The sequence below is a fragment of the Streptomyces sp. NPDC087263 genome (genome assembly GCF_044744645.1).
In the GTDB taxonomy this organism is placed as follows: Bacteria; Actinomycetota; Actinomycetes; order Streptomycetales; family Streptomycetaceae; genus Streptomyces.
Window position 1 is genome coordinate 398,127 of record NZ_JBIUYT010000009.1, and the last position, 24,151, is coordinate 422,277.

The 24,151-nt window shown below is 69.8% G+C and carries 20 protein-coding genes, 1 tRNA gene and 2 pseudogenes; 15 read left to right on the forward strand and 8 right to left on the reverse strand.

All coding sequences use genetic code 11. The features are described 5' to 3' along the window. The first annotated feature begins 58 nt into the window (after positions 1 to 58). The 5 genes from ACIPC1_RS29285 (at position 59) to ACIPC1_RS29305 (ending at position 5,637) form a co-directional block, all read left to right on the forward strand. Complete coding sequence (locus tag ACIPC1_RS29285) at positions 59 to 535, forward strand: septum formation initiator family protein (RefSeq protein ID WP_402522208.1); 477 nt, start codon at positions 59 to 61, stop codon at positions 533 to 535. A gap of 138 nt (positions 536 to 673) precedes the next feature. Then, entirely contained in the window at positions 674 to 1,249 is a 576-nt protein-coding gene (locus ACIPC1_RS29290) for a DUF501 domain-containing protein (RefSeq protein WP_402522210.1), read from the forward strand. Beyond that, positions 1,246 to 2,199: an exopolyphosphatase gene (locus ACIPC1_RS29295; protein ID WP_402522213.1), complete on the forward strand. Its 954-nt coding sequence runs from the start codon at positions 1,246 to 1,248 to the stop codon at positions 2,197 to 2,199. The genes ACIPC1_RS29290 and ACIPC1_RS29295 overlap by 4 nt, the downstream gene beginning before the upstream one ends. Before the next feature lie 475 nt (positions 2,200 to 2,674). Then, positions 2,675 to 4,075: an NAD(P)/FAD-dependent oxidoreductase gene (locus tag ACIPC1_RS29300; RefSeq protein ID WP_402522215.1), complete on the forward strand. Its 1,401-nt coding sequence runs from the start codon at positions 2,675 to 2,677 to the stop codon at positions 4,073 to 4,075. Between the two features lie 272 nt (positions 4,076 to 4,347). Continuing rightward, positions 4,348 to 5,637, forward strand: coding sequence for a class I SAM-dependent methyltransferase (locus tag ACIPC1_RS29305; protein ID WP_402522218.1), 1,290 nt, complete (start codon positions 4,348 to 4,350; stop codon positions 5,635 to 5,637). 99 nt (positions 5,638 to 5,736) lie between these two features. On the opposite strand, the gene ACIPC1_RS29310 is transcribed toward ACIPC1_RS29305, so the two are convergent. Both ACIPC1_RS29310 and ACIPC1_RS29315 read right to left on the reverse strand, forming a co-directional pair. Next, complete coding sequence (locus ACIPC1_RS29310; RefSeq protein WP_402522220.1) at positions 5,737 to 8,265, reverse strand: ABC transporter permease; 2,529 nt, start codon at positions 8,263 to 8,265, stop codon at positions 5,737 to 5,739. A 151-nt stretch (positions 8,266 to 8,416) separates the two neighbouring features. Beyond that, entirely contained in the window at positions 8,417 to 9,187 is a 771-nt protein-coding gene (locus tag ACIPC1_RS29315) for an ABC transporter ATP-binding protein (RefSeq protein ID WP_402522400.1), read from the reverse strand. Between the two features lie 412 nt (positions 9,188 to 9,599). Here ACIPC1_RS29315 and ACIPC1_RS29320 point away from each other — a divergent pair. The 3 genes from ACIPC1_RS29320 to ACIPC1_RS29330 all read left to right on the forward strand — a co-directional run bounded on the left by ACIPC1_RS29320 (position 9,600) and on the right by ACIPC1_RS29330 (position 12,148). Beyond that, positions 9,600 to 9,682, forward strand: a tRNA-Leu gene (locus ACIPC1_RS29320). A gap of 197 nt (positions 9,683 to 9,879) precedes the next feature. Beyond that, positions 9,880 to 11,055, forward strand: coding sequence for a 4-hydroxybenzoate 3-monooxygenase (locus ACIPC1_RS29325; protein WP_402522222.1), 1,176 nt, complete (start codon positions 9,880 to 9,882; stop codon positions 11,053 to 11,055). Between the two features lie 208 nt (positions 11,056 to 11,263). Further along, on the forward strand, positions 11,264 to 12,148 hold the full coding sequence (locus ACIPC1_RS29330) for a Bax inhibitor-1/YccA family protein (protein WP_402522224.1): 885 nt from the start codon (positions 11,264 to 11,266) through the stop codon (positions 12,146 to 12,148). A gap of 108 nt (positions 12,149 to 12,256) precedes the next feature. Here the strand turns inward: ACIPC1_RS29330 and ACIPC1_RS29335 are convergent, their stop codons facing one another. Beyond that, positions 12,257 to 12,487 carry a DUF4287 domain-containing protein gene (locus ACIPC1_RS29335; protein WP_148008763.1) on the reverse strand — a complete coding sequence of 77 codons (231 nt, stop codon included), beginning with the start codon at positions 12,485 to 12,487 and terminating at the stop codon, positions 12,257 to 12,259. Between the two features lie 104 nt (positions 12,488 to 12,591). Between ACIPC1_RS29335 and ACIPC1_RS29340 the strand changes: the two genes are divergently transcribed. Then, positions 12,592 to 12,903, forward strand: a complete 312-nt coding sequence (locus ACIPC1_RS29340) for a hypothetical protein (RefSeq protein WP_402522226.1) — start codon at positions 12,592 to 12,594, stop codon at positions 12,901 to 12,903. A gap of 110 nt (positions 12,904 to 13,013) precedes the next feature. Here the strand turns inward: ACIPC1_RS29340 and ACIPC1_RS29345 are convergent, their stop codons facing one another. The 3 genes from ACIPC1_RS29345 to ACIPC1_RS29355 all read right to left on the reverse strand — a co-directional run bounded on the left by ACIPC1_RS29345 (position 13,014) and on the right by ACIPC1_RS29355 (position 16,684). Further along, entirely contained in the window at positions 13,014 to 13,796 is a 783-nt protein-coding gene (locus ACIPC1_RS29345) for a hypothetical protein (protein WP_402522403.1), read from the reverse strand. Between the two features lie 294 nt (positions 13,797 to 14,090). Then, positions 14,091 to 15,311 carry an acetyl-CoA C-acetyltransferase gene (locus ACIPC1_RS29350; RefSeq protein WP_384383014.1) on the reverse strand — a complete coding sequence of 407 codons (1,221 nt, stop codon included), beginning with the start codon at positions 15,309 to 15,311 and terminating at the stop codon, positions 14,091 to 14,093. 350 nt (positions 15,312 to 15,661) lie between these two features. Further along, entirely contained in the window at positions 15,662 to 16,684 is a 1,023-nt protein-coding gene (locus ACIPC1_RS29355; protein WP_384383015.1) for an SGNH/GDSL hydrolase family protein, read from the reverse strand. A gap of 143 nt (positions 16,685 to 16,827) precedes the next feature. Here ACIPC1_RS29355 and ACIPC1_RS29360 point away from each other — a divergent pair, with 143 nt between their 5' ends. Next, a complete protein-coding gene (locus tag ACIPC1_RS29360; RefSeq protein ID WP_402522230.1) occupies positions 16,828 to 18,222 on the forward strand; it encodes a cystathionine beta-synthase in 1,395 nt (464 codons plus the stop codon). Positions 18,223 to 18,687: 465 nt separating this feature from the next. Here the strand turns inward: ACIPC1_RS29360 and ACIPC1_RS29365 are convergent, their stop codons facing one another. Continuing rightward, positions 18,688 to 19,125, reverse strand: a complete 438-nt coding sequence (locus tag ACIPC1_RS29365; RefSeq protein WP_402522233.1) for a hypothetical protein — start codon at positions 19,123 to 19,125, stop codon at positions 18,688 to 18,690. Positions 19,126 to 19,243: 118 nt separating this feature from the next. Next, positions 19,244 to 19,379 (reverse strand): annotated as a pseudogene (locus ACIPC1_RS29370) (ABC transporter ATP-binding protein); the annotation flags it as partial. Between the two features lie 164 nt (positions 19,380 to 19,543). Between ACIPC1_RS29370 and ACIPC1_RS29375 the strand changes: the two are divergent. The 5 genes and pseudogenes from ACIPC1_RS29375 (at position 19,544) to ACIPC1_RS29395 (ending at position 24,116) form a co-directional block, all read left to right on the forward strand. After that, the gene (locus ACIPC1_RS29375) at positions 19,544 to 21,193 is read left to right on the forward strand and encodes an aromatic amino acid ammonia-lyase (RefSeq protein ID WP_402522235.1); all 1,650 of its coding nucleotides are present in this window, start codon (positions 19,544 to 19,546) and stop codon (positions 21,191 to 21,193) included. Positions 21,194 to 21,294: 101 nt separating this feature from the next. Further along, positions 21,295 to 22,134 (forward strand): MurR/RpiR family transcriptional regulator, encoded by an 840-nt coding sequence (locus ACIPC1_RS29380; RefSeq protein ID WP_402522239.1) that lies wholly within the window; start codon positions 21,295 to 21,297, stop codon positions 22,132 to 22,134. A gap of 127 nt (positions 22,135 to 22,261) precedes the next feature. Continuing rightward, positions 22,262 to 22,831 (forward strand): hypothetical protein, encoded by a 570-nt coding sequence (locus ACIPC1_RS29385; protein WP_402522242.1) that lies wholly within the window; start codon positions 22,262 to 22,264, stop codon positions 22,829 to 22,831. A gap of 33 nt (positions 22,832 to 22,864) precedes the next feature. Beyond that, positions 22,865 to 23,176 (forward strand): annotated as a pseudogene (locus ACIPC1_RS29390) (Tn3 family transposase); the annotation flags it as partial. A 139-nt stretch (positions 23,177 to 23,315) separates the two neighbouring features. After that, positions 23,316 to 24,116 (forward strand): class I SAM-dependent methyltransferase, encoded by an 801-nt coding sequence (locus ACIPC1_RS29395; RefSeq protein WP_402522244.1) that lies wholly within the window; start codon positions 23,316 to 23,318, stop codon positions 24,114 to 24,116. Positions 24,117 to 24,151 lie beyond the last annotated feature (35 nt).

Sequence of the window (24,151 nt, forward strand, 5' to 3'; positions counted from 1 at the left end):
TACCGTGTGCGGGGACGTACGCACGTGCTGGCAGGGACGTATCGGGGAGGCGGGACTCATGGCCGTGAAGGACCGGGACCGGTTCTCCACCGCGACCAGGCTGAAGCTGCTCGGCGAGCAGACGGCGGCCCGGGTCTACCGCTCCCAGACCAAGCGGCAGGCCCGCCGCTCGCGGCTCACCGGGCGGGCGGCGCTCCTCGCCCTTGTCCTGTGCTCGCTGGTGGTGGCCCTCGCGTACCCCATAAGGCAGTACGTGTCCCAGCGCGCCGAGGTCTCCGACCTGGTGCGGGAGCGGGAGCAGGCCCGCGCGCGGGTCGAGCAGTTGCGTGACCTCAAGGCGCGCTGGCAGGACGACGCGTACGCGGAGCAGCAGATCCGGGACCGGCTGCACTATGTGATGCCGGGGGAGACCGGCTACATCGTGATCGACCCGGACGCGGCGAAGCAGTCCCGTGTCGACCAGGGGGCGGCCGACCGTCCCTGGTACGCGAACGTGTGGGACGGCGTGGACAGAGCCGACGCCGACGGCCGCTGAACGAACCGATCGGCCGATCGGCCAGTTCACCGGCGGACCGCCCGACCGATCGGCTGACTGAAGCGGCAGACCGGCCGTTTGACCGTTTGACTGACTGACCGTTTGACTGACTGACCAGAAAGACATGTGACTCACGGCATGGAAACGCCACCGCCGCCCACCCCGCGCACCGAGCCGACCGACGCGGATGTCGAGGCCTTCAAGCAGCAGCTGGGGCGACCGCCGCGCGGGTTGCGCGCGATCGCGCACCGCTGTCCCTGCGGTCAGCCGGACGTGGTGGAGACGGCACCCCGACTTCCCGACGGGACGCCGTTCCCGACGACGTACTACCTCACGTGCCCGCGTGCCGCCTCCGCGATCGGCACCTTGGAGGCCAACGGGGTCATGAAGGAGATGACGGACCGGCTGGCGAGCGATCCCGAGCTGGCCGCCGCGTATCGCGCCGCTCACGAGGACTACATCGCCCGGCGTGACTCCATCGAGGTCCTGGAGGGCTTCCCCAGTGCGGGCGGCATGCCGGACCGGGTGAAGTGCCTGCATGTGCTGGTGGGCCACTCGCTGGCGGCGGGGCCCGGCGTGAACCCGCTGGGCGACGAGGCCATCGCGATGCTGCCGGAGTGGTGGCGCAAGGGGGCCTGCGTGGTCCCGTCACCCGAGACCACTCATCAGCCCGGAGCCCACCCCTCCCTCGCCGAAGAGGAGGCCGCCAAGTGACCCGTGTCGCCGCCGTCGACTGCGGTACGAACTCCATCCGCCTGCTCGTCGCCGACGCGGACCCGGCGACGGGGGAACTCGTCGACCTGGACCGGCGTATGACGATCGTCCGGCTCGGTCAGGGCGTCGACCGGACCGGGCGGCTCGCCCCCGAGGCGCTGGAGCGGACCTTCGCCGCCTGCCGTGAGTACGCGGCGGTCATCAAGGAGCACGGCGCTGAGCGGGTGCGGTTCGTGGCGACCTCGGCTTCCCGTGACGCCGAGAACCGGGACGAGTTCGTGCGCGGGGTGCTGGACATCCTGGGCGTGGAGCCCGAGGTCGTCACCGGTGACCGGGAGGCGGAGTTCTCCTTCACCGGCGCGACCAAGGAGCTGACCGGCCGGGACGACCTCGCCAGGCCGTACCTGGTCGTGGACATCGGCGGCGGGTCCACGGAGTTCGTCGTGGGCGACGACCAGGTGCGTGCCGCCGCGTCCGTCGACATCGGCTGTGTACGGATGACCGAGCGCCACCTCGTGCACGACGGCAAGGTCAGTGACCCGCCGACGGCCGCCGAGGTCGAGGCGATCCGTGCCGACATCGAGGCGGCCCTGGATCTCGCCGAGCGGACCGTGCCGCTGCGTGAGGCGCGCACGCTGGTCGGGCTGGCAGGCTCGGTCACCACGGTCTCGGCGATCGCGCAGAACCTTCCCGAGTACGACTCGGCCGCCATCCACCACTCCCGGGTCTCCTACGACCGGGTCCGCGAGATCACCGAGTCGCTGCTGACCTCGACGCACGCCGAACGCGCCGCGATCCCCTCGATGCATCCGGGCCGTGTCGACGTCATCGCCGCCGGCGCCCTCGTACTGCTCGCGATCATGGAGCGGATCGGCGCGGCGGAGGTCGTGGTCAGCGAGCACGACATTCTCGACGGGATCGCGTGGAAAGCGGCGGAAGAGCTCGAGTAGCGCATCGCCCGCGCTGCCCGACGGGGTCGCGTGGGCGGTCGCGTAGCCGTGTGCTCGGCCTCTCCTGAGCAGGTCGAACAACGTATGAGCGCACTTGAGGGGTCCGGAAAACGCCTCGGCGACACGCCGCCGGAAAAGTTCGTGAAGTTCTTCACAAGGAAAAAGGTCCTGTTGGGCGAGGATTTCGTTCCTCTGGCCCTTCGGGGCGGCTCACCGGGCGGGGGAGGGTGCTCACGGGAGCGTTCGGGGCGTGTTTCGGGCGTGTGAAACGGGGGCTGCTCCGGCCCGTTCGCGGGACCCTCGCGGTGACGGAGTGGCAGCTCACGCGGTGTTGACAACGGTCCGAACCGGACGCGGGTTCCCCCGTGGCGACATGACCTCGGTCACGTGGGCGGCGCAGTGTAGCAGAGGGTCGGACCTTGCTTGTGAAGGGGCTCACGAGCGACCCCCCTGGGGCAGGTGGATACTCGATGGCATGAGCACCACGGAGCGTCCCAGGATCCTCGTAGTAGGCGGTGGGTACGTAGGCCTGTACGCAGCTCGGCGCATTCTCAAGAAGATGCGCTACGGAGAGGCGACCGTCACGGTTGTCGACCCCCGGTCGTACATGACCTACCAGCCCTTCCTCCCCGAAGCCGCCGCCGGCAGCATCTCCCCTCGGCATGTCGTCGTCCCGTTGCGACGCGTGCTGCCCAAGGCGGAGGTCCTCACCGGTCGGGTGACCACCATCGATCAGGACCGCAAGGTCGCGACGATCGCCCCCCTCGTGGGTGAGGCGTACGAGCTGCCTTTCGACTACCTCGTCATCGCGATGGGCGCGGTCTCGCGCACCTTCCCGATCCCCGGCCTCGCCGAGCAGGGCATCGGTATGAAGGGCATCGAGGAGGCCATCGGCCTGCGCAACCACGTCCTGGAGCAGCTCGACAAGGCCGACTCGACCACGGACGAGGAGGTCCGCCGCAAGGCGCTCACCTTCGTCTTCGTCGGCGGTGGCTTCGCGGGTGCGGAGACCATCGGCGAGGTCGAGGACATGGCCCGCGACGCGTCGAAGTACTACACCAGCGTGTCCCGTGAGGACATGCGCTTCGTCCTCGTCGACGCGGCGGACAAGATCCTTCCCGAGGTGGGCCCGAAGCTCGGCCTGTACGGCAAGGAGCACCTGGAGAGCCGGGGCGTGGAGATCTACCTCTCCACCTCCATGGACTCCTGCGTCGACGGCCACGTCGTGCTCAAGAACGGCCTCGAGGTCGACTCCCACACGATCGTCTGGACGGCCGGCGTCAAGCCGAACCCCGTCCTGGCCCGCTTCGGTCTGCCGCTCGGCCCGCGCGGTCACGTGGACACCCAGACCACCCTTCAGGTGCAGGGCACGGACTACATCTGGGCCGCGGGCGACAACGCCCAGGTGCCGGACGTGGCCTCCCGCAAGGCCGGTGTCGAGAACGCCTGGTGCCCGCCGAACGCGCAGCACGCGCTGCGGCAGGCGAAGGTGCTCGGCGACAACGTGATCTCCGGTATGCGGGGCTTCCCGCAGAAGGAGTACGCGCACGCCAACAAGGGCGCGGTGGCCGGGCTCGGCCTCCACAAGGGCGTTGCGATGATCGTCATGGGCAAGGTGAAGATCAAGGTCAAGGGCCGTCTCGCCTGGTACATGCACCGCGGCTACCACGGTCTCGCCATGCCGACGTGGAACCGTAAGATCCGCGTCTTCGCGGACTGGACGCTCGCGATGTTCCTCAAGCGCGAGGTCGTCTCGCTCGGTGCCATGGAGACTCCTCGCGAGGAGTTCTACGAGGCCGCCAAGCCGGCGCCCGCCCGTGCTGCCGCGGCCGCGGCAGCACCTGCCAAGACCGAGGAGAAGGCCAAGGCCTCCTGACCTCCGGTCGCCGAACGACAAACGCCGAACGACAAACGCCGAACGCCGAACGCCCCGAAGGGGCCTCCCGCCATCCGTGGTGCGGGAGGCCCCTTCGGCGTTTCCGCGCCCGCCGTACCGGCGATAAAAGCACCGCCCCCTTCGACGTCGAAAGCATGGTCTCTGCACCTATTTTGCGAAGCCGTAACGCGGAAGAGGGACTGCACGAAGAGCATGTTGGTGTTTACGTGGGTGTTGGAGCGTTCGGGAGTGTCGTCACGGAGGTGTGCGCCATGCAGGACGCCGCGCTGCGGCTCAAGAGCCTTGTCGAACAGTTGCTGGGAGCCCCGCTCCCGCTGCGTATCCGCGCCTGGGACGGCTCGGAGGCAGGGCCGCCCGCCGCCCCCGTACTCGTCGTACGGAATCGACGGGCTGTACGTCGGCTGCTGTGGAAGCCGGGGGAACTCGGTCTCGCCCGGGCGTGGGTCGCCGGGGACCTCGGCGTGGAGGGCGACCTCTACACCGCCCTCGGCCTGATCTCCGGGCTCGTGTGGGAGCGGGGAGAGGACGCCAGGAGCTCGGCGGAGGCGCTGCGGGACCCCGAGGTACGTGCCGCTCTGCGCGGGCTGGTGAGGCTGGTCGGGCCGCTGCCGCCCGCCCCGCCCGGAGAGGAGGTGCGCAGGCGCCGTCACCTGCACACCAAGCGCAGCGACCGGCGGGCCATCAGCCACCACTACGACGTGGGCAACGACTTCTACGAGGTAGTCCTCGGCTCGTCGATGGTCTACTCGTGCGCCTACTGGGAGTCCGGGGAAGCCACTCTTGAGGACGCGCAGCGCGACAAGCTCGACCTCATCGCCCGCAAGCTGGACCTGAAGGCGGGGCAGCGGCTCCTCGACGTCGGCTGCGGCTGGGGTTCCATGGCCATCCACGCCGCCCGTGAGTACGGCGTCAGCGTGGTCGGCGTGACCCTGTCGCAGGAGCAGGCCGCGTACGCCCGTAAGCGGGTCGCGGAGGAGGGGCTGACCGACCGGGTGGAGATCCGGGTGCAGGACTACCGGGATGTCGCGGACGGGCCGTTCGACGCCATCTCCTCGATCGGCATGGCCGAACACGTGGGCGCCGAACGGTACTTGGAGTACGCCGAGGTGCTGCACCGGCTGTTGCGGCCCGGCGGGCGGCTGCTCAACCACCAGATCGCGCGCCCGCCGCGCCGGGACGAATCGGCGTACCACGTCGACGAGTTCATCGACGCGTACGTCTTCCCGGACGGCGAACTCGCGCCGGTCGGGACGACGGTGACCCAGTTGGAGCGGGCCGGCTTCGAGGTCCGCGACGTCGAGTCGATCCGCGAGCACTACGCCCTCACCCTGCGCCGCTGGGTCGCCAACCTGGAAGCGCAGTGGGGGCGTGCCGTGCGGCTCACCAGTCCCGGCCGGGCCCGCGTCTGGCGGCTGTACATGGCCGCCTCCGCCCTCGCCTTCGAGCGCAACCGCATCAGCGTCAACCAGGTACTGGCGGTCAGGACGCCGGAGGCTTCGGGGGCGTCCGGGATGCCGCTGCGGGCGCGCACCTGGAACTGATCCCCGTACAGGAAGGCTGGATCCCATACGAGAAAGCCTGATCCCGTACGAGAAAGGGGCCCCGTCCGATCGCCGGACGGGGCCCCATCTCGCGTACCGCTACTCGGACTTGATGGCCGACAGCATGTTCAGGCGGGCCGCCCGCCGTGCCGGCCACAGCGCGGCCAGTACGCCGACCGCCGCCGCGAGGAGCAGGAAGAAGCCCATCCTGGCCCAGGGCAGGACCAGTTCGTACGTCGGCATGCTGCTGCCGAGGAGTTCACCGGCGGCCCAGCCGAAGAACACGCCCAGGCCGATGCCCAGTACACCGCCGAAGAGCGAGATGACCAGGGACTCCAGACGGACCATCCGCTTGATGCCCTTGCGGTCGAGGCCGATCGCGCGGAGCATCCCGATCTCCTGCGAGCGCTCGAAGACCGACATGGCCAGGGTGTTGATGACACCGAGGACGGCGACGATGACGGCCATCGCGAGCAGGCCGTAGAGCATGTTCAGCATCAGGGTGAAGATGCTCGCGATGCCGTCGGAGATGTCCTTCTTGTCCTGGACCTGGATGGCCGGGTTGTCGCCGAGGGCCTTCTCGATCCTGTTCTTCGTGGCGTCCGACGCGCCGCTCGCCGTCTTCAGCATGACCTGCATGTCGAAGGCGTCCGTGGTGTGCGGGGTGAGCGTCGAGTTGTCGAGCATGATGCCCGAGATCATCTCGTTGCCCTCGTAGACGCCGGCCACCGTCAACTGCTGCTTGCTGCCGTCCTCGTAGGAGACGGTGAACTTCGAACCGGCCTTCCAGCCGTGCGACTCGGCGGTGCGGTCGTCGACCACGACCTGGGTCCCGCCGACCGTGAACGAGCCCTCGTCCAGGGTGAGCTCGGTGAGCTTGGCGATGGACGCGCCGTTGACGCCCGTCAGGTACTCGGACTTCTGGTCGATGCGCGAGGGCGAGTTGCGCAGCGCGCTGGTGTCCGTGACCCCGTCGAGGCCGGCGAGCGTCTTCTCGACGTCCGGCGAGAGCGGCCGGCCGTTCGCCATCGAGACGACGTAGTCCGCCTTGATCGCGGAGCTGGCCATCTTGTCGATCGACTTCTGCAGGCTGCCAGCCATCACCGTCATCCCGGTGATCAGGGTCAGACCGATCATCAGCGCCGAGGCGGTCGCGGCGGTGCGGCGCGGGTTGCGCACCGAGTTCTGGCGGGCGAGCTTGCCGGAGACCCCGAAGATACGGAGCGCCGGGGAGGCGGCCGCGATCAGCGGGCGGGACAGCAGCGGCGTGAGGATGAAGACGCCGAGGATGAGCAGGACCGCGCCGAGACCCATCGGGGCCTGGCCGTCCGAGCCGCTCATGGTCGTCGCGTACAGCACGACGGCGATGCCCGCCCCCGCGAAGAGGGCGCCGATCGTGTTCCGCAGGACCAGGGACTTCGTGGTCGCCTGCGCGTGCACGCTGCTCATCGCGGCGACCGGCGGGATCTTCGCCGCGCGGCGGCCCGGCAGCCAGGCGGCGAGCATCGTGATGAGGATGCCGACGATCAGGGCCGTGGCGACGGTGCCCGGCGAGATCACCAGCGGGCCGTCCGGTACGGGTGCGCCGAGCGTGCCGATCAGGGAGCGCATCCCGGCGCCGATGCCGATGCCCGCGACCAGACCCGAGACCGCGGCGACCGCGCCGACGAAGAACGCCTCGACGAGTACGGACCGGGTGACCTGCCTGCGGGAGGCACCGACGGCGCGCAGCAGCGCGAGTTCCTTGGTGCGCTGGGCGACCAGCATGGTGAAGGTGTTGGCGATGATGAACGTACCGACGAACAGCGCGATGCCGGCGAAGACCAGCAGGCCCGTCTTCATGCCGCTCATCGCCGAGGAGATCCGCTCGGCCTGGTCGGCGGCGGCCTTCTCGCCGGTCGTGGTGGAGGCGATGTCCTTCGGTACGAACTTGTCGAGCTGGTTCCGCAGGGCGGTCTGGCTGGTGCCGGCCGCCGCCTTCACATCGATCTCGCCGTAGCTGCCGACCGAGTCGAAGAGCTTCTGCGCGGTGGCCGTGTCGAAGAGGGCCAGGCTGCCGCCGGCCGCGACATTGCCGTCGTCGGTGGTGAAGATGCCGGTGACGGTGGGCGTGAGGACGGGTCCGTCGACGGACAGCCGTACGGTGTCGCCGACCTTGTACCCGGCCCGCTTCGCGGTCTCGGAGTCGATCGCGACCTCGTTCGGGCCGCGCGGGGCGCTGCCGCCGGTCAGCGGATACCGGGGGTCCTTGTCCTCCCAGTAGTTCCCGCCCCGCGACTGGAAGCCGCTGCCGACGAGCTTGCCGTCCTTGTCGGCTATGGCGGTGAAGCCGTTGACGACGCCTACGGCGGAGGCGGCACCCGGGACCGCGGCGGTCTTGTCGAGCAGCTCCTGTGTGAGCTTCTGCTCCTTGCCGACCGTGTCGCCGGTGTCGTCCTGGTACTCCGGCTCGATGACGACGTCGATCTGGTCGAAGCCCTTGGCCGAGCTCTTCTGGTAGGCGTCCGAGATGGTGTTGGTGAAGACCAGGGTGCCGGACACGAACGCCACGCCGAGCATCACGGCGAGCACGGTCATCAGGAGCCTGGCCTTGTGCGCGAGTACGTTGCGCAAGGCGGTACGGAACATGGGGTTGTCTCAGTCCAGGGAGGTAGGAAGTCTTCGGGTCGGCGCGACGGGTGCGCGGCCCTGTCTTTGGGGGGTTGCGACGGGTGCGCGGCCTTGCCCTTGGGACGGCGCGACGGGTGCGCGGCCGGATGGGCGGGCAGGGGGGCGAGTGTCAGCTCGTGCGGCCCTTCGCGTCGAACTGCTTCATCCGGTCGAGGACGGCGTCCGCGGTCGGCTTGAGCACCTCGTCGACGATCCGGCCGTCGGCCAGGAAGATGACGCGGTCGGCGTACGCGGCGGCCACCGGGTCGTGGGTGACCATGACGACGGTCTGCCCCAACTCCCGTACGGAGTTGCGCAGGAAGCCGAGTACCTCCGCGCCGGCGCGGGAGTCGAGGTTTCCGGTCGGCTCGTCGCCGAAGATGATGTCGGGCCGGGAGGCGAGCGCGCGGGCGACGGCGACGCGCTGCTGCTGGCCGCCGGAGAGCTGGGAGGGTCGGTGGCTCAGGCGGTCGGCGAGGCCGATCATCTCGATGACCGTGTTCAGCCACTCCTTGTCGGGCTTGCGGCCCGCGATGTCCATCGGGAGGGTGATGTTCTCCAGGGCGGTCAGGGTCGGCAGCAGGTTGAACGCCTGGAAGATGAAGCCGATCTTGTCCCGGCGCAACTTGGTGAGCTGCTTGTCCTTGAGGGAGCCGAGCTCCGTCTCGCCGATGCGCACGGAGCCGGCGGAGAACGAGTCCAGTCCGGCCACGCAGTGCATCAGCGTGGACTTGCCGGACCCCGAGGGACCCATGATCGCGGTGAACTCGGCCTGCCGGAAGTCGACGGTGACCTGGTCGAGGGCGATCACCTGGGTCTCGCCCTGTCCGTAGACCTTGGACAGTTCCGTGGCACGGGCGGCCACCGTGGTGGCCCGGTCGGCGGTGCGAGTGGCGGTCACGGGAGGGGTGGTCACGGGAGGGTGCTCCTGTCGGGACGACGACGACGATTTCCGGGGACGTGTGTCCATCGTCCCGGCTGTTTCGGGCCGTGTAGTCACCCGCTGTTCCGGTTCCTGGGGCGACTTCGGTCGCACCACGAGCGCCCGTGTCATACCTGGGGATGAGGACCGTCCCTGAGAGCGCCGGTGACAGCTGCTGTGCGGGCCGGATGTTCGGACGGTGAAATTCCGTCATTCCGTATGCGGCGCCGGAAGTCACCCGAAAGGCTATCTGGCATGTGCGGATGGTCCGTACCGGGTGCTGATGGGCCCTCAGACATCAATAAAATAAGACAACTTCGGTCCGACCGACCGAAGTTCGGGGGGTGAGCCCCGATAGGCTCGGGAAACCTCGATGCGGAGCCCATGGCCTGCCCGGATGGTGGAATGCAGACACGGCGAGCTTAAACCTCGCTGCCCCTCGCGGGCGTACCGGTTCAAGTCCGGTTCCGGGCACCTCCCGCACTTGCGACACAGGCGCGGGTCACGACGGGGTGAGGAGTCCTCCCCCCACCTGACCTTTGGTCGGGTCTGTTGAAATTCGAGTCTGTTGACAGAGGACGTACGCAGTCGGAGACTCAGGAGAAGAAAATGGTGAAGGAAATTTCACTGGACGAACGCAAGTGATCTGAGGAACGCGAAGGGGCGTGCCGATGCGTACCACCGTCGGGATCATCGGGGCCGGGCCGGCCGGGCTGTTGCTGGCGCGGCTGCTGCACAACGCGGGGATCGAGTCCGTGGTCCTGGAGAGCCGGGACCGGGCCTACGTGGAGCATCGGCAGCGGGCCGGGATCCTGGAGCAGGGGACCGTCGACGTGCTGCGGGCCGCTGGGGCCGGGGAGCGGATGGACCGGGAAGGGCTGCGGCACGACGGGATCGAGCTGCGGTTCCAGGGCCGACGGCATCGCGTCGACTTCCCCGGGCTCACCGGGGGCAGCTCCGTGATGGTGTACGCGCAGACCGAGGTGTGCAAGGACCTCATCGCCCTCCAGCTGAAGGAGGGTGGACCGCTGCTCTTCGAGGCCGAGGCGCTCGAGGTGGAGGGGGTCGAGGGGGACCGGCCGCGGATCCGGTTCACCCACGAGGGGCGCGAGGACGTGCTCGAGTGTGACTACGTGGTCGGGTGTGACGGATTCTGGGGGGTCGCGCGGAACGCCGTGCCCGCCGATCTCTCGCGCGTCTTCGAGCGGACGTACCCCTTCGGCTGGCTCGGGATCCTCGCCGATGTCCCGCCCTCGCACGACGAGCTCGTCTACGCCCGCCACGACCGCGGCTTCGCCCTGCTGAGCATGCGCTCGCCCACCGTCTCCCGCCTCTACCTCCAGGTGCCCGAGGGCACGGACGCCGAGGCATGGGGCGACGAGGAGATCTGGGACGAACTGGAGCGGCGGTTCGAGACCGAGGACGGGTGGCAGCTCCGGCGTGGGCCCATCACCGCCAAGTCCGTCACCCCGATGCGCAGCTACGTCCACGAGCCGATGCGACACGGGCGGCTCTTCCTCGCCGGGGACGCCGCGCACATCGTGCCGCCCACCGGCGCCAAGGGACTCAATCTCGCGGTCGGCGACGTCGTCACCTTCGCCCGCGCCCTGGTCCGGCGCCGGGACACCGGATCGGCCGAACTGCTCGACACCTACTCGGCGACCTGCCTGCGCCGGGTCTGGCAGGCCGAGCGGTTCTCGTACGACATGACGACCATGCTGCACCGCGCCCCCGACGCGACCCCCTTCGAGGACCGGCTCCAACTCGCCCGTCTTGAGCGGATCGTCGGCTCGCGGGCGGCCGAGACCGACCTCGCGGACGGGTACACCGGGTTCCCCCTGGACTGACCCGGATCCTTCGGTCCGATCATCGGCCGGTCTCGGTCGTGTCCCGGGTCGGTCATGGATTGGGGGCTCCGTCGCAGGGAATGAGGCCAGCACGTAGCGTGTTGCGCGTCACGGCAAGGGAAAGATCCTCCCCAAGCACTAGGCTCTTCCCTTTGCCTACCTATTACTCTTGAGCCAACGCCACGCACGGTGGCCATGGAGGAGTGAAATGAGGAGCAGCAACCCGGTCTTCTCGCGACGGGGCTTCAGCCGCGACAACGGCTACGCGGGATTCAACGCGGCGCCGCAGGCCGGGGGACCCGCTGTCGGCACGCAGGCCAACCCGTACGCCCAGCAGGGCGGCGGCAATCCGTACGCGCAGAACCCTTACGCACAGCAGGACCTCCAGCACGGCGCTCCGCCGCAGGCTCCGGTCACCACCGGCCGTATGACGATGGACGACGTCGTGATGCGCTCGGGCATGACGCTCGGCACCGTCGCCGTCGGCGCCATCCTGGCCTGGGCCCTGCTGCCGGTCACCAGCACCAGCTTCGGGCTCGCCATCGGCTCCGCCCTCATCGCCTTCGTCCTGGCGATGGTGCAGACCTTCAAGCGCAAGGCCTCGCCCGCACTGATCCTCGGTTACGCCGCCTTCGAGGGCGTCTTCCTCGGGGTCATCAGCGAGATGTACAACAGCCAGTGGTCGGGCGCGCCCTTCCAGGCGGTGCTCGGCACCATGGCGGTGTCCGGCGCGACCCTGCTGGTCTACAGGGCGGGCTGGATCCGTGTGACCGCGCGGTACGCGCGCATCGGTATGGCCATCGCCATCGCCTTCATCCTGGTCATGGCGGTCAACCTGCTGCTCGTCGCCTTCGGCGGGGTCGAGGACGGCGGACTGCGCAGCATGGGCCCGCTGGGCGCGATCGTCGGCATCATCGCGATCATCCTCGGCGCGTTCTTCCTCACCCTCGACTTCAAGCAGATCGAGGACGGCATCGCGTACGGTGCGCCGCGCGAGGAGGCCTGGCTGGCCGCGTTCGGCCTGACCATGACCCTTGTGTGGATCTACGTCGAGATGCTGCGGCTGGTCGCCATCTTCAGCGGTGACGACTAGTCGGGCCGACCGGTAGCAGCGCCGGTCGTCAGTGACTCAAGGGCCCGCGAACCCACCGGTTCGCGGGCCCTTTGTCATGCGGATGCCTGCCGTCTCGGTGGTGCGCGCTCAGAGCAGTTTGCGCGCGGCCCTCCTCAGGTCGTACTCGTGGATGATCGCCTTGGCATGGCCGTATGCGAGGTCGTGCTCGGCGCGGAGCCAGCTGACCTTTTCCTCGAAGCGGAAGAGCGCGGGGCCTTCGTCGACGGTGCGCAGCCAGTCGGAGATCTCACGACCGGTGCAATGGGGGATGCGGGCGAGCAGGTTGCGGTGGGTCTCCTGGGAGAACACTTGGGACATCGGCGCCTCCGGACGCAATGGGGATGTAAGCCGGTCCTTCAGGCCACCGTGCCTGAGGGTTGGGTCGTTGGCAACAGTCCTGCTGCGGCGCGTACGCTCGCCGCGTGCTTGATACGACGCCTCTGACCCGTGCCGTGGACCATTTCGCCGACCGGCTGCGGGCCGCGCCGCAGAGCCGGCTGCAGCGCGGGGCCGCCGCCGAGGCACTGGGCCTGGCCAGGGAGTTGGCACGGTGGGCCCAGCGTGTGGAGGACCCGTCCGGGGAGCCCCGAGAGATGCCGGACGCGGGGATGTTCGCCGCCGCCGACCAAATCATGGTCGCCGCGCATGATTTGGCGCTCGTACTGAAAGACGAGCGGGAGCTCGCGGAAGCGGTGGGGCTTGTGGCGGCGGCGCAGAAACGCGCCGGAGTCTGATCGACTCCGGCGCGGAGGAGACTTCGTACGGCTCGTGGCCGCTACGTCGTACGGCTCGCGGCTCGTGCTTCGTACGGCTCGTCACCCTTGCCTTGTACGGCTCGCGGCTCCTACAGGGACGCTATGACGCGGTCCGCCAGGATGTAGATGTTCTCGTCGCCGCACGCGAATGTCAGTGCGTACGCGCCCGAGACGCCGGAGCCGCCGAGGAGGACCGGGGTGGCGCCCGCGTGGAGGGCCGCGGCCAGTTGCTCCGCGGTCTCGCGGTGGCCCGGGGTCATGCACAGGGTCGTACCGTCGGCGAAGACGTAGACGTCGAGGGTGCCGAGCGGGCCGGGGCGGACGTCGGCCAGTGCCGTGCCGGACTCGGCGAGTTCCTCCAGGCAGGCCACCGTGCGCTCATGGTCGTTCACGACGGGTGACTGCACCGGGATGAAGTCCGGGTGGGAGGGGTGGCGGCGGCGGGCCGCGGCGAGTTCGGGGGAGTCCCCGGCGAAGTCGTCGGCGTCCGGGCCCGGCTCGGGCACCGGCTCCAGGTACTCGAGGCCGACGAAGTCCGAGTGGCGCGGCAGGAACGGTTCGCCGTCGGGCAGGCCGAGCAGCGAGGGCAGATCGGAGGCGTCACGCGCCTCCTGGGCGGCCCAGAACGCCCGCGCCTCGGCAAGCTCCCGCTCCCGCTCCTCGGCGAGCGCCTCGGTCACGGCAGCGCGTATCTCGTCCGTGTCCGCGGCCGCGCGGGCGGCGGGCACGAGGCCTCTCGCGGCCGTGGCGCGGTTCGCGGCGAGTTCGGTGTGCAGGGCCGTGACCTGCCGGCGCAGTCCCTGAAGGGTGCGCAGAACGGCGACGCCCACGACCGCGGTGGCGGCCGTGGTGAGCAGCAAAGCAATCGGCATGGCGCTCACTGACGTACTCCCGGTTCAAAGTCGACCCCCGACTTCCTACATCAGCTTGAAGGGCGGACTATCCCGCTGTCAGTGCGTAACGTCACGAAAGGGACAGGACTTTGGGCCTGGTGTTTAGTCGCGCAACGGCTCTGACCTGCGTAAATCGCTCTCCGGAGGGAGATAGGTCACATCTTGGGGGGGATTGGATCACAAATCGGCCCAGAGTCCCTGCGGGTACAGGGATCCGGGCCGATTCGGTCACGCTGGGTTCAACTCCCGTGACAGGGACGGTACTGAGCCGCCCTAGCTGAGGCGCTCGATGACCATCGCCATGCCCTGGCCGCCGCCGACGCACATCGTCTCCAGGCCGAACTGCTTGTCGTGGAACTGGAGGCTGTTGATGAGCGTGCCGGTGATGCGGGCGCCGGTCATGCCGAAGGGGTGGCCGACGGCGATGGCGCCGCCGTTCACGTTCAGCTTGTCCAGCGGGATGTTCAGGTCGCGGTAGCTCGGGATCACCTGGGCGGCGAACGCCTCGTTGATCTCGAACAGGTCGATGTCGTCGACGGTGAGGCCGGCGCGCTTCAGAGCCTGCTTCGACGCCTCGACCGGGCCGAGGCCCATGATCTCGGGGGAGAGGCCGGTGACGCCGGTCGAGACGATGCGGGCGAGCGGGGTCAGGCCGAGCTCGCGGGCCTTGGTGTCGGACATGATCACGAGGGCGGCGGCGCCGTCGTTCAGGGGGCAGCAGTTGCCGGCCGTGACGAGCCCGTCGGGGCGGAAGACCGGCTTCAGCCCCTGGACGCCCTCCAGCGTCACACCCGCACGGGGGCCGTCGTCCTTGGAGACGACCGTGCCGTCCGGCGTCGTGACCGGAGTGATCTCCCGCTCCCAGAAGCCGTTCTTGATGGCTTCCTCGGCGAGGTTCTGCGAGCGGACGCCGAACTCGTCCATGTCCTGGCGTGTGACGCCCTTGAGGCGGGCCAGGTTCTCGGCGGTCTGGCCCATCGCGATGTACGCGTCCGGGACGAGACCGTCCTCGCGGGGGTCGTGCCAGCTCGCGCCCTCGCTGGCGGCCACGGCGGCGGTACGGGCCAGCGCCTCGGCGAAGAAGGGGTTCTGGGTGTCGGGAAGGCCGTCGCTCGAGCCCTTGATGCTGCGCGACACCATCTCGACGCCCGCCGAGATGAAGACGTCGCCCTCGCCCGCCTTGATGGCGTGCAGGGCCATGCGGCTGGTCTGGAGCGACGACGAACAGTAGCGGGTGATGGTGCAGCCCGGGAGGTGGTCCATGCCCATCTGTACGGCGACGATGCGGCCGAGGTTGTAGCCCTGCTCGCCGCCGGGGAGGCCGCAGCCGAGCATCAGGTCGTCGATGTCCTTCGGGTCCAGCTCGGGGACCTTGGCGAGGGCGGCCTCGATGATCGTGGCGGTCAGGTCGTCGGGGCGCACCTCCTTCAGGGAGCCCTTGAAGGCACGGCCGATCGGGGAGCGGGTGGCTGAGACGATCACGGCTTCGGGCATCGACGGCTCCATTGGCGTACGGGGGTTGGGCATGCTTCTTGCGAAGTTACTCGTACGTACGGTGTAGGTCACGGGGGTGGGGGTGTGACTCGGGCCGCACTTTTCTAAGCGCTTGCTTTTTCCTGGCGGGGGCGCCTTTCACTGGCGGGGCGCCCTGCATCGGGGGTGCGGCCGGCTTCTTTCGCCTCCTCCGCCCCTACCCGTCCCGTATCTGGGGGCTGCCGCCCCCAGGCCCCCGCTTTCGGCCTGGACGGCCTCGTCCTCAAACGCCGGACGGGCTGAAGAATTCCAGCCCCTCCGGCGTTTGAGGAGCAGGGTCTGGGGCGGAGGGGGCGAAAAAACGCCCCTGCTCACGCCGAAGGTGCCGGTGTCGGGTCGGTCGCCGGGACGCGGCGTCGGCGGCGGCGTTTGAGGAGGGCCCAGGGGCCGCGGGGGCCGGTGGGCATCGCGGCCGTCACCTCGGTGCCGGGCTCGGAGGCCGCCTCCGCCGCCGCGCGGGCGACCGGCAGGAAGCCCTCACGACGGGAGGCGTCCGGCCGCTCCTCCTCCGCAGGCCAGAGGCTGAGGGCGGCGCAGACCGTCGGGAGGAGCGCCATCGCGGCGGTGGCGTACCCCTCGGCCGAGGGGTGGTAGTTGTCGGGGCCGAACAGCTCGCGCGGATTCGCCGCGAACTCGGGACCCAGCAGGTCGCCCAGCGACACCGTACGACCGCCCTGCTCGACCGTACCGATCGTCTGCGCGGCGGCAAGCTGCCGCGAGGCCCGGCGCGCCAGCCACCGCAGCGGCTGCTGGACCTGCTCGACCGTGCCCAGGTCGGGACAGGTCCCCACGACGACCTCCGCACCGGCCGTGCGCAGCCGCCGTACCGCCGAGGACAGATGACGCACGGAACGCGTCGGCGGCATCCGATGCGTCACATCGTTCGCGCCAATCATGATGACGCAGATATCGGGTACCCGTGAGGTGTCCGCGAGGGTCAGCGCTACCTGGCGGTCCAGGTCGTCGGACTGGGCCCCGGGCAGCGCCACGTTCCGTAGCTCCACCGGACGCTCGGCCACCGCCGCGAGCCCGGACGCGATGAGCGCCCCCGGCGTCTGCCGGGCCCGGTGCACACCCTGCCCTGCGGCCGTGGAGTCCCCGAGCATGGTCAGCCGCAGCGGCGGACCGTCCTGCCCGGCGTATCCGTACCCGTACAGGCCCTCACCGCGCGGCGCGTGCGGTGTGTGTCCGTTGCCCACCACTCGTTTCGCCATCTGTACCTCGGCCAGCAGCACGCCGACCGCGGCCGCGCCCACCAAACCGATCCCGCCACCGCCGTACGCAGCGCCCGCCGCGATCCGCCGGGCCACCCTCGCCCTCGACATACCCGCCATGCGTCGCCGTCACCTCCTCATAGCCGTACATCCAGTGCTTGCCCCGTGAAGGCCGTTCTCCAATCTCAACGGTGCGTGAACGGTCATCCGACGCCTTACGCTGACGGGACCATCCCTTTTGAAACACAGCTCCGGAGACAACGGTGCAATTCCACGACTCGATGATCAGCCTCGTCGGCAACACCCCGCTGGTGAGGCTCAACAACGTGACCGCGGGCATCCAGGCGACCGTCCTCGCGAAGGTTGAGTACTTCAACCCCGGCGGGTCCGTGAAGGACCGCATCGCCCTGCGCATGATCGAGGCCGCGGAAGAGAGCGGAGCCCTCCGGCCGGGGGGCACGATCGTCGAGCCGACCAGCGGAAACACCGGAGTCGGGCTCGCCATCGTGGCGCAGACGAAGGGGTACAAGTGCATCTTCGTGTGCCCCGACAAGGTGAGCACCGACAAGATCAATGTGCTCCGGGCGTACGGGGCCGAGGTCGTCGTCTGCCCCACCGCCGTCGACCCCGAGCACCCGGACTCGTACTACAACGTCTCCGACCGGCTCGTGCGTGAGACGCCCGGCGCGTGGAAGCCCGACCAGTACTCCAACCCCAACAATCCCCTCTCGCACTATCACTCCACCGGCCCCGAGCTGTGGGAGCAGACGGAGGGGAGGATCACCCATTTCGTGACGGGCGTGGGCACCGGCGGCACCATCTCCGGGACCGGGCGGTACCTGAAGGACGCCAGTGACGGCAGGGTGCAGGTCGTGGGCGCCGACCCCGAGGGGTCCGTGTACTCCGGCGGCTCCGGGCGGCCGTATCTGGTCGAGGGCGTGGGCGAGGACTTCTGGCCCACCGCGTACGACCGGTCCGTCGCCGACGAGATCGTCGCCGTGTCCGACAAGGACTCCTTCCAGATGACGCGCCGGCTCGCCAAGGAAGAGGGGCTGCTCGTCGGCGGTTCCTGCGGCATGGCCGTCGTCGCCGCGCTGCGGGTGGCCGAGCGGCTCGGGCCCGACGACGTCGTGGTCGTGCTGCTGCCGGACAGCGGGCGCGGCTACCTCAGCAAGATCTTCAACGACGAGTGGATGGCCGACTACGGGTTCCTGGAGGACACCGGGCCGAACGCGCGCGTCGCCGACGTCCTCAACGACAAGGAGCACGGCCGCATCCCGACGCTCATCCACATGCATCCGGAGGAGACCGTCGGCGAGGCGATCGAGGTGCTCCGCGAGTACGGCGTCTCGCAGATGCCGATCGTCAAGCCGGGCGCCGGGCACCCGGACGTGATGGCCGCCGAGGTCATCGGGTCCGTCGTCGAACGGGAGCTGCTCGACGCGCTGTTCACCAAGCGGGCCTCCCTGGAGGACCCGCTGGAGAAGCACATGTCGGCGCCGCTGCCGCAGGTCGGTTCCGGTGAGCCGGTCGGCGACCTGATGTCCGTGCTCGGCGTCGCCGACGCCGCGATCGTCCTCGTCGAGGGCAAGCCCACCGGGGTCGTCAGCCGCCAGGACCTGCTGTCCTTCCTCGCCAAGGGCGGGTCGAAGCAGTGACAGACCGGGGCGGCATCCGGGCCGACCTGGGCGAATGCTTCTGAGCGGCGCTTTCGGGAGGGAACTTCGCGGAAGTGGTACGAGCGCGTCACGTCCGCGCAGCACCGGCTTAACACGGATCCGGCACATTGGTGGATGTCGGCAAGGGCGGGAGCGGCTCCCCGCCCCGGCCGACACCAAAACGGCGTCAAGGACCTCCGGAGCGGCTCCCGGACCTCCATGGACGCCACGGACGCGTAGCCCGGCCCTGACCCGGCTCGCGTCCCTCGCGGGGACCGCCGTCGTCCCGCCCCCCGGTATCGGGGGTGCGGCGGTCCCCGCGCAAGCTTCGAAGGGCCCGGCACCTGTTGACTCAGGTGCCGGGCCCTTTTTTGCGCCTAAACCGGCGCCGCTCTCGCGGACCTGGTTGCTCGCCGTCGTGGTTCCTCAATTGATGGCTGCTGCCGTCGTTGCCTCACAGGCGGTTCAGGTCTCCCAGTCGCTGTTCTGGGAGGACTTGCGGCGCCTGCTGAAGAAGTTCGGGTGGAGACGCGCGGCCTGGACGATGTTGACCCCCACGATGCCGCCCCAGGCGACCAGGAGGCCGGGCAGCTCCGCGACGCCGCCGCCGATCCCGGACAGGGGGATGGCGAGGACGAGAGAGACGATCCCGAAGCCGAAGCGCTCGCCGAAGGAGTCACTGGACTGGGGTGTGCGCTCTCCGCGGGCCACCACCATCTGCGTTTCCGCGAGCTGGCGGCGCACCCGGCGGTCGACCACGCTGTCAAAGCGCTGTTCGACCTTCTCCAGGAACGAGTCGACCAAGGCGGACTCGTACTCTTCGCCCAGTTCCTTGCGTGCGTGCAAGGTGGCGTCGAGTTCCTTCTTCAGTTCGGCGTCGCCGTGGGTTTCCATACCGGTCATGGTGTCCACGTTAGGGAGCCGACGGCCCCGTGACACTGGGGTTAGCCCCCCTGTTCGCAGGGAGCTGCGCCCCGTCGCCGCATCGGGCTCCGGCTATGCGGCCGGCCCGTGCCGGGGGCCGGAGGGTCGTCGTCCTGTCCCTGACCGGAGGATCCGGCGAGTACGGTCACGCCGCCTTCCGGTATCCGCGGGGAGGGCGCGTGGACTGCTGTGGTGCCATTCGGGAAGCGCTTGTTGACCGAGTCGAACTGGATTGTGCGGCGTGATGATGCGGTGCCCCTTGCTCGGTCTGCATATCGTCATGCAGAGTTCTCTATGCCTGAATAGGTTGCCAAAGGTCAACGGTCCGGCGTTGATCGTCGGCTACTTATGGCCGTCAGGCGAGATCCAGTGTTCGGAGTGAGGGAGTTTGCGCTCTATGTCGTCTCGGAATGTGGACGTGCCGAGTGGGGTGAACCCCGGTCTCGTGGTGCTGGACGGCTGTAGCACGGGTGTTGCCGACATCGTCCGGCTCGCCGACGGGGCCGCGCGGCCGGTTCCCGGCACCGAGGCGATGAAGCGCGTCGAGGAATCCTGGGACGCGGCCCGGCAGATCGCCGCGAGCGGGCGCGTGTACGGGCGGTCCACCGGCGTGGGCGCCAACCGGAACGAGGATGTGCCGACGGCGTCCGCCGCGGGGCACGGTCTGCGTCTCCTGCGCAGCCACGCCGGGGCGATCGGCGAGGAGCTGCCCGCCCGGCAGGTCCGCGCGATGCTCGCCGTACGCGCCAATCAGCTTCTCGCGGGCGGGGCGGGGCTCCGGCCCACCGTCGTCACGGCCCTGTGCGAGGCACTGGAGACCGGGGTGTACCCGGTGGTGAACGAGTTCGGATCCGTGGGTACGGGGGATATCGCGGCGCTGGCGCAGGTGGGGCTGGCGCTGGCGGGGGAGCATCCTTGGCGGTCCTCCGGGGTGGGTGTCGGACGGTCTCCTGAGGTGGGTGCCGGATGGTCACCCGAGGGGCGGCGCCCCGACGGGCGGTCTTCAGAGGGACGGTCAGAGGGACGGTCTTCAAAGAGACGGTCCTCAGGGGGGCGCCCTGCTGAGGGGGTGGGCCCCGAGCCCCAGCCCCTCGACAACAACGACGCCCTCGCGCTCATCAGCAGTAACGCGCTCACCCTCGGGCAGTCCGCCCTGGCCCTGGACGAGTTGCGTGGGCTGATCGGGGCGACGCAGGTTGTCGCCGCGCTCTCGCTGATCGCGGTGGACGGCTCGCACGAGGCGTACGCGGCGCCCGTGCACGCGGCGCGGCCGCACCGCGGGTCGGTCGAAGTGGCGCGGCGGATGCGGGAGTTGATCGGTGCGGCGGACCGGCCGGTGCCACCGCTCGGGCGGATCCAGGACCCGTACGGCTTCCGCTGCGTGCCGCAGATCCACGGGCCCGCGCAGGACGCGGCGGACGCACTGGAGGGCGTCCTCACCGTCGAGATCAACGCCGCCGCCGAGAACCCCCTGATCTCCCCCGAGGACATGGCCGCCTACCACCACGGCGGCTTCTATCAGGCCCAACTCGCCCTCGCCCTCGACCACTTCAGGCTGGCCGTCACACAGGTGGCCCGCCTGTCGACCTCCCGGCTCTCCACCCTGAACGAACCCGCCTACACCCGCCTGCGCCCCTTCCTCGCCGACAGCGAACCCGCGTCCTCCGGCGTGATGATCCTGGAGTACGCCGCCGCGGCCGCCCTCGGTGACCTGCGGGCCTTCTCCGCGCCCGCCTCGCTCGGCCACGCTGTACTCTCCCGGGGCGTCGAGGAACAGGCCAGCTTCGCCTCGCTCGCCGCACGGCAGACCCTGCGGGCGTGCGGTGCGTACCGTCTCGTCGTCGGCTGCGAACTCGTCGCCGCCGTACGGGCGTTGCGCCAGCGCCAGCTGAGGCCGGATCCGGAGCTGCCGGCCGGGCGGGCGCTGGAGCTCGCCGAGTCGGTGCTCGACCCGGAACACGCCGACCGGCCGCTCACCGACGACGTGGGCGCGGCGGCCGCACTGCTCGACCGGTTCACGGACATCTGGAGGGGGAGCGCGTCATGAGCGGTGTGGACGCAGGTGCCGACGCGGGTGCCGACGCAGGTACCGACGCGGGTGCGGACGCAAGTGCCGATGGGATCACGGGTGTTGACGGGAGTATCGGTATGACGACGGACGGTCCCGCCGCGCGGCTTCAGGCGCTCTTCGAGGGACACCGGCTGACGCCGACCCAGCGGCGGATCGCGCACAGCATGGTGCGGCGCGCCGCCGACGTGCCGTTCCTGTCGAGCGTCGAGCTCGCCGAACTCGCCGGGGTCAGCCAGCCGTCCGTCACCCGCTTCGCGGTCGCGCTCGGCTTCGACGGCTACCCGGCGCTGCGCAAGCACCTGCGCGAGGTCGCGCCCGCCGAGCAGAGCGCGGGTTCCGCCTCGTACAACGAGTACCAGCAGGCCGTCGAGGCCGAGATCGAGAACCTGAAGCACCTGGCGGAGGTGCTGGCGGACCCGCGCCCGGTGGCTCGTGCCGGGCGGCTCCTCGCTGCGAGCAGACCGCTGCCCGTGCTCGGTCTGCGCGCCGCCGCCTCCCAGGCGTACGGCTTCGCGTACTTCGCCGCCAAGGTCCACCCCGACGTACGGCTGCTGCACGAGGGCGGCACGATGCTCCACGACCGCATCGACGCGGCCGTGCACGCCGGGGCCACGACACTGCTCTGCTTCGCGCTGCCCCGGCATCCGCGCGAGGTGGTGGACTCGCTGGCGTACGCCAAGGCGGCCGGCCTGACGGTGGTGACGGTCGCGGACTCGGCGTTCGCGCCGGTGGCGAAGGTGTCGGACCTGCTGCTTCCGGCCGCCGTCGGTACCGGTCTCGCCTTCGACACGGCCTGCGCCCCGATGCTGCTCGGCCGCGTCCTGCTGGAGGCGATGTGCGACGACCTGCCGGACGCGCAGGCGCGCCTTGAGGAGTTCGACGCGCGGGCGGCCGCCCGGGGACTCTTCGTGGAGTAGATCGGATTGGACGGAGTGGGCCTGGAGTAGTCACGGTTTGGTTGAGCCGCCGTACTTCTCAGGTTCGTCTCACCTTCGCTCGCTAGCGTGCTCGCCCGGAGAACTGGGACGCACAAGGAGGCGGAACGTGGGGCGCGGAGGGCAGGGACTGGCCCGAGTGGCTGTCGTCGTGAGAGCGGGCGCCGCACCGCTGTGGTGGTGCGGGGTGTTCGCGGCGGGTATCGGCGTGGTGTTGCCGGGGATCACCGGCCGCCGGATCGGGGTCATGGCCGGGGCGGTGCTGTTCATCGTCGCGGCCGTCGTGGTGGCGTACCGGCGCAGGAAGCGGTACGCCGAACTGGCCCGCTCCGCCGCCCGCGCCAGCAAGCACGATGTGCTCCAGGACCGCGCGGTGACCGTACGGAACTGGCGCCGGGGGCACCGCTGGTGGCTGCTGCTCGCCTTCGTGGCCGCGCTGGGCAGCTCGTTCGCGGTGCCCGCCGCGGGCGGCATGCTGCTCGCCGGCGTGGGCGTCGGCCTGTGGCTGAAGGCCGGCTGGCTCGGGCGCCGCGAACGCGCCGGGCAGGAGCTGATCTGGGTGCGCGTCGACTGGCTGGGCAGGGGTGCGGGCGGCCCCGCGGGCAAGCCGGTCAAGGCCTGCCGGGCCACCGGTGTGGCGGCCGGGGACGCCGCGCCCGGCGGAGCGCGGCGCCACTGACGGCCGGCCCTGGCTGGGCCGGGCCGCTGGTTCGCCAAGGCGGCTCGGCGGGCGGACCCAGCCTTGCCCGGCGATCTGGCGGCCACGCTCAAGACGCCGGAGGGCAAGCCGTATTCGGAGCTGGAGCGGACGTGTCGGCCGCCGACGCGGACCACCGGCACTGCGATGAAGAACGCGCTCCAGCGGGTCGACGACATCGCCGCGTTCCAGCTGGGACGGGTGAAGCTGGACAAGGTCCCGCCGAACCGGCTCTCCGTGTTGGCTCGCTACGGGCTGGGTACCAAGGCGCCGAAGTTGGAGCGGACTCCGGAGCCCAAGCGGACGGCGATGCTTACCGCGGTGATGTGCGGCGAAGGGCAGGACGCGTAGGGCCCAGGTGGCGGCGGCCGAGACGGGCGGCCTGGTGGTGGCCACTGAGACCAGGCTCTGTCCCAATCCATGAGGTACCGCTTGAGCGGTGACTCTCAGTCGTAGAAGATCAGGTGTGGCCGATGATGACGAGTACGCGGCGCTACTGGCGCGGAACTGGGATGAGGTGGCGGGCAGGTACGAGGAGTATTTCGTACCGCGATTCCGTCCGTGGGTAGTGGCGACCGTCGAGGCGATAGCCGACACAGAGTTGCCCGGCGGACCGATCCTGGTGCCCTGCTGCGGTACCTTCCCGGAACTACCGCTGCTGGCCGGCCGGTTCGCGGGCCGCGAGATCGTCGGTATCGACATCTCACCCGGCATGATCAGCCGTGCTGAGCAACGTGCGGTCCCGTGGTCGGCGGCGCGGGCTGTCGTACAGAATGCCGCGGTGCTGGATCCTGCCTGGTCGGCAGCGTGCGCCGCGGTCGTCTCGGTGTTCGGCCTGCATCAGTTGCCGGCCCCGGACGAGGCCATCGCCGACTGGGTGCGGGCATTGACACCAGGCGGTCGGCTGGCTGTCGCCTTCTGGCCTTATGAGACGGATGCCACCGATCCGTGGGGGTTGGCGGATCTCTTGCTGGCCGGGCATGCCCCCGTCAGGGAGAGGAGTTGGGAGAAGAGCCTTGCAGCGGCAGTGACCGCGGCCGGTGCGACGATCCGCCGCGACGAACTTGTGGCGTTCGAGATGACGCATACCGACGCGGCGGCGCTGTGGGAGGCAATGACCACTGCTGCCGCCGGGGCACTACGAGCCACGGCTCTCCGCCATGGTCCGGAGTTCATGGAGCGGATGCGCCAGGAGTTCCTGCACCACGCACCGACCGGGGAGTGGCGGCACCGGCGACGAGCGCGACTCATCGTCGCAGACAAGTAGCCCGGCGCGGTGCTGGCGGTAAAGACCCGCCGACG

Excerpts from the sequence above, each read along its gene's own strand:
- ACIPC1_RS29325 (WP_402522222.1), top strand. The coding sequence starts at position 9,880 with ATGCGTACCACCGTCGGGATCATCGGGGCCGGGCCGGCCGGGCTGTTG.
- ACIPC1_RS29350 (WP_384383014.1), bottom strand. The coding sequence starts at position 15,311 with ATGCCCGAAGCCGTGATCGTCTCAGCCACCCGCTCCCCGATCGGCCGT.
- ACIPC1_RS29345 (WP_402522403.1), bottom strand. The coding sequence starts at position 13,796 with ATGCCGATTGCTTTGCTGCTCACCACGGCCGCCACCGCGGTCGTGGGC.
- ACIPC1_RS29365 (WP_402522233.1), bottom strand. The coding sequence starts at position 19,125 with ATGACCGGTATGGAAACCCACGGCGACGCCGAACTGAAGAAGGAACTC.
- ACIPC1_RS29305 (WP_402522218.1), top strand. The coding sequence starts at position 4,348 with ATGCAGGACGCCGCGCTGCGGCTCAAGAGCCTTGTCGAACAGTTGCTG.
- ACIPC1_RS29380 (WP_402522239.1), top strand. The coding sequence starts at position 21,295 with ATGACGACGGACGGTCCCGCCGCGCGGCTTCAGGCGCTCTTCGAGGGA.
- ACIPC1_RS29285 (WP_402522208.1), top strand. The coding sequence starts at position 59 with ATGGCCGTGAAGGACCGGGACCGGTTCTCCACCGCGACCAGGCTGAAG.
- ACIPC1_RS29310 (WP_402522220.1), bottom strand. The coding sequence starts at position 8,265 with ATGTTCCGTACCGCCTTGCGCAACGTACTCGCGCACAAGGCCAGGCTC.
- ACIPC1_RS29290 (WP_402522210.1), top strand. The coding sequence starts at position 674 with ATGGAAACGCCACCGCCGCCCACCCCGCGCACCGAGCCGACCGACGCG.
- ACIPC1_RS29300 (WP_402522215.1), top strand. The coding sequence starts at position 2,675 with ATGAGCACCACGGAGCGTCCCAGGATCCTCGTAGTAGGCGGTGGGTAC.
- ACIPC1_RS29330 (WP_402522224.1), top strand. The coding sequence starts at position 11,264 with ATGAGGAGCAGCAACCCGGTCTTCTCGCGACGGGGCTTCAGCCGCGAC.
- ACIPC1_RS29375 (WP_402522235.1), top strand. The coding sequence starts at position 19,544 with ATGTCGTCTCGGAATGTGGACGTGCCGAGTGGGGTGAACCCCGGTCTC.
- ACIPC1_RS29335 (WP_148008763.1), bottom strand. The coding sequence starts at position 12,487 with ATGTCCCAAGTGTTCTCCCAGGAGACCCACCGCAACCTGCTCGCCCGC.
- ACIPC1_RS29355 (WP_384383015.1), bottom strand. The coding sequence starts at position 16,684 with ATGGCGGGTATGTCGAGGGCGAGGGTGGCCCGGCGGATCGCGGCGGGC.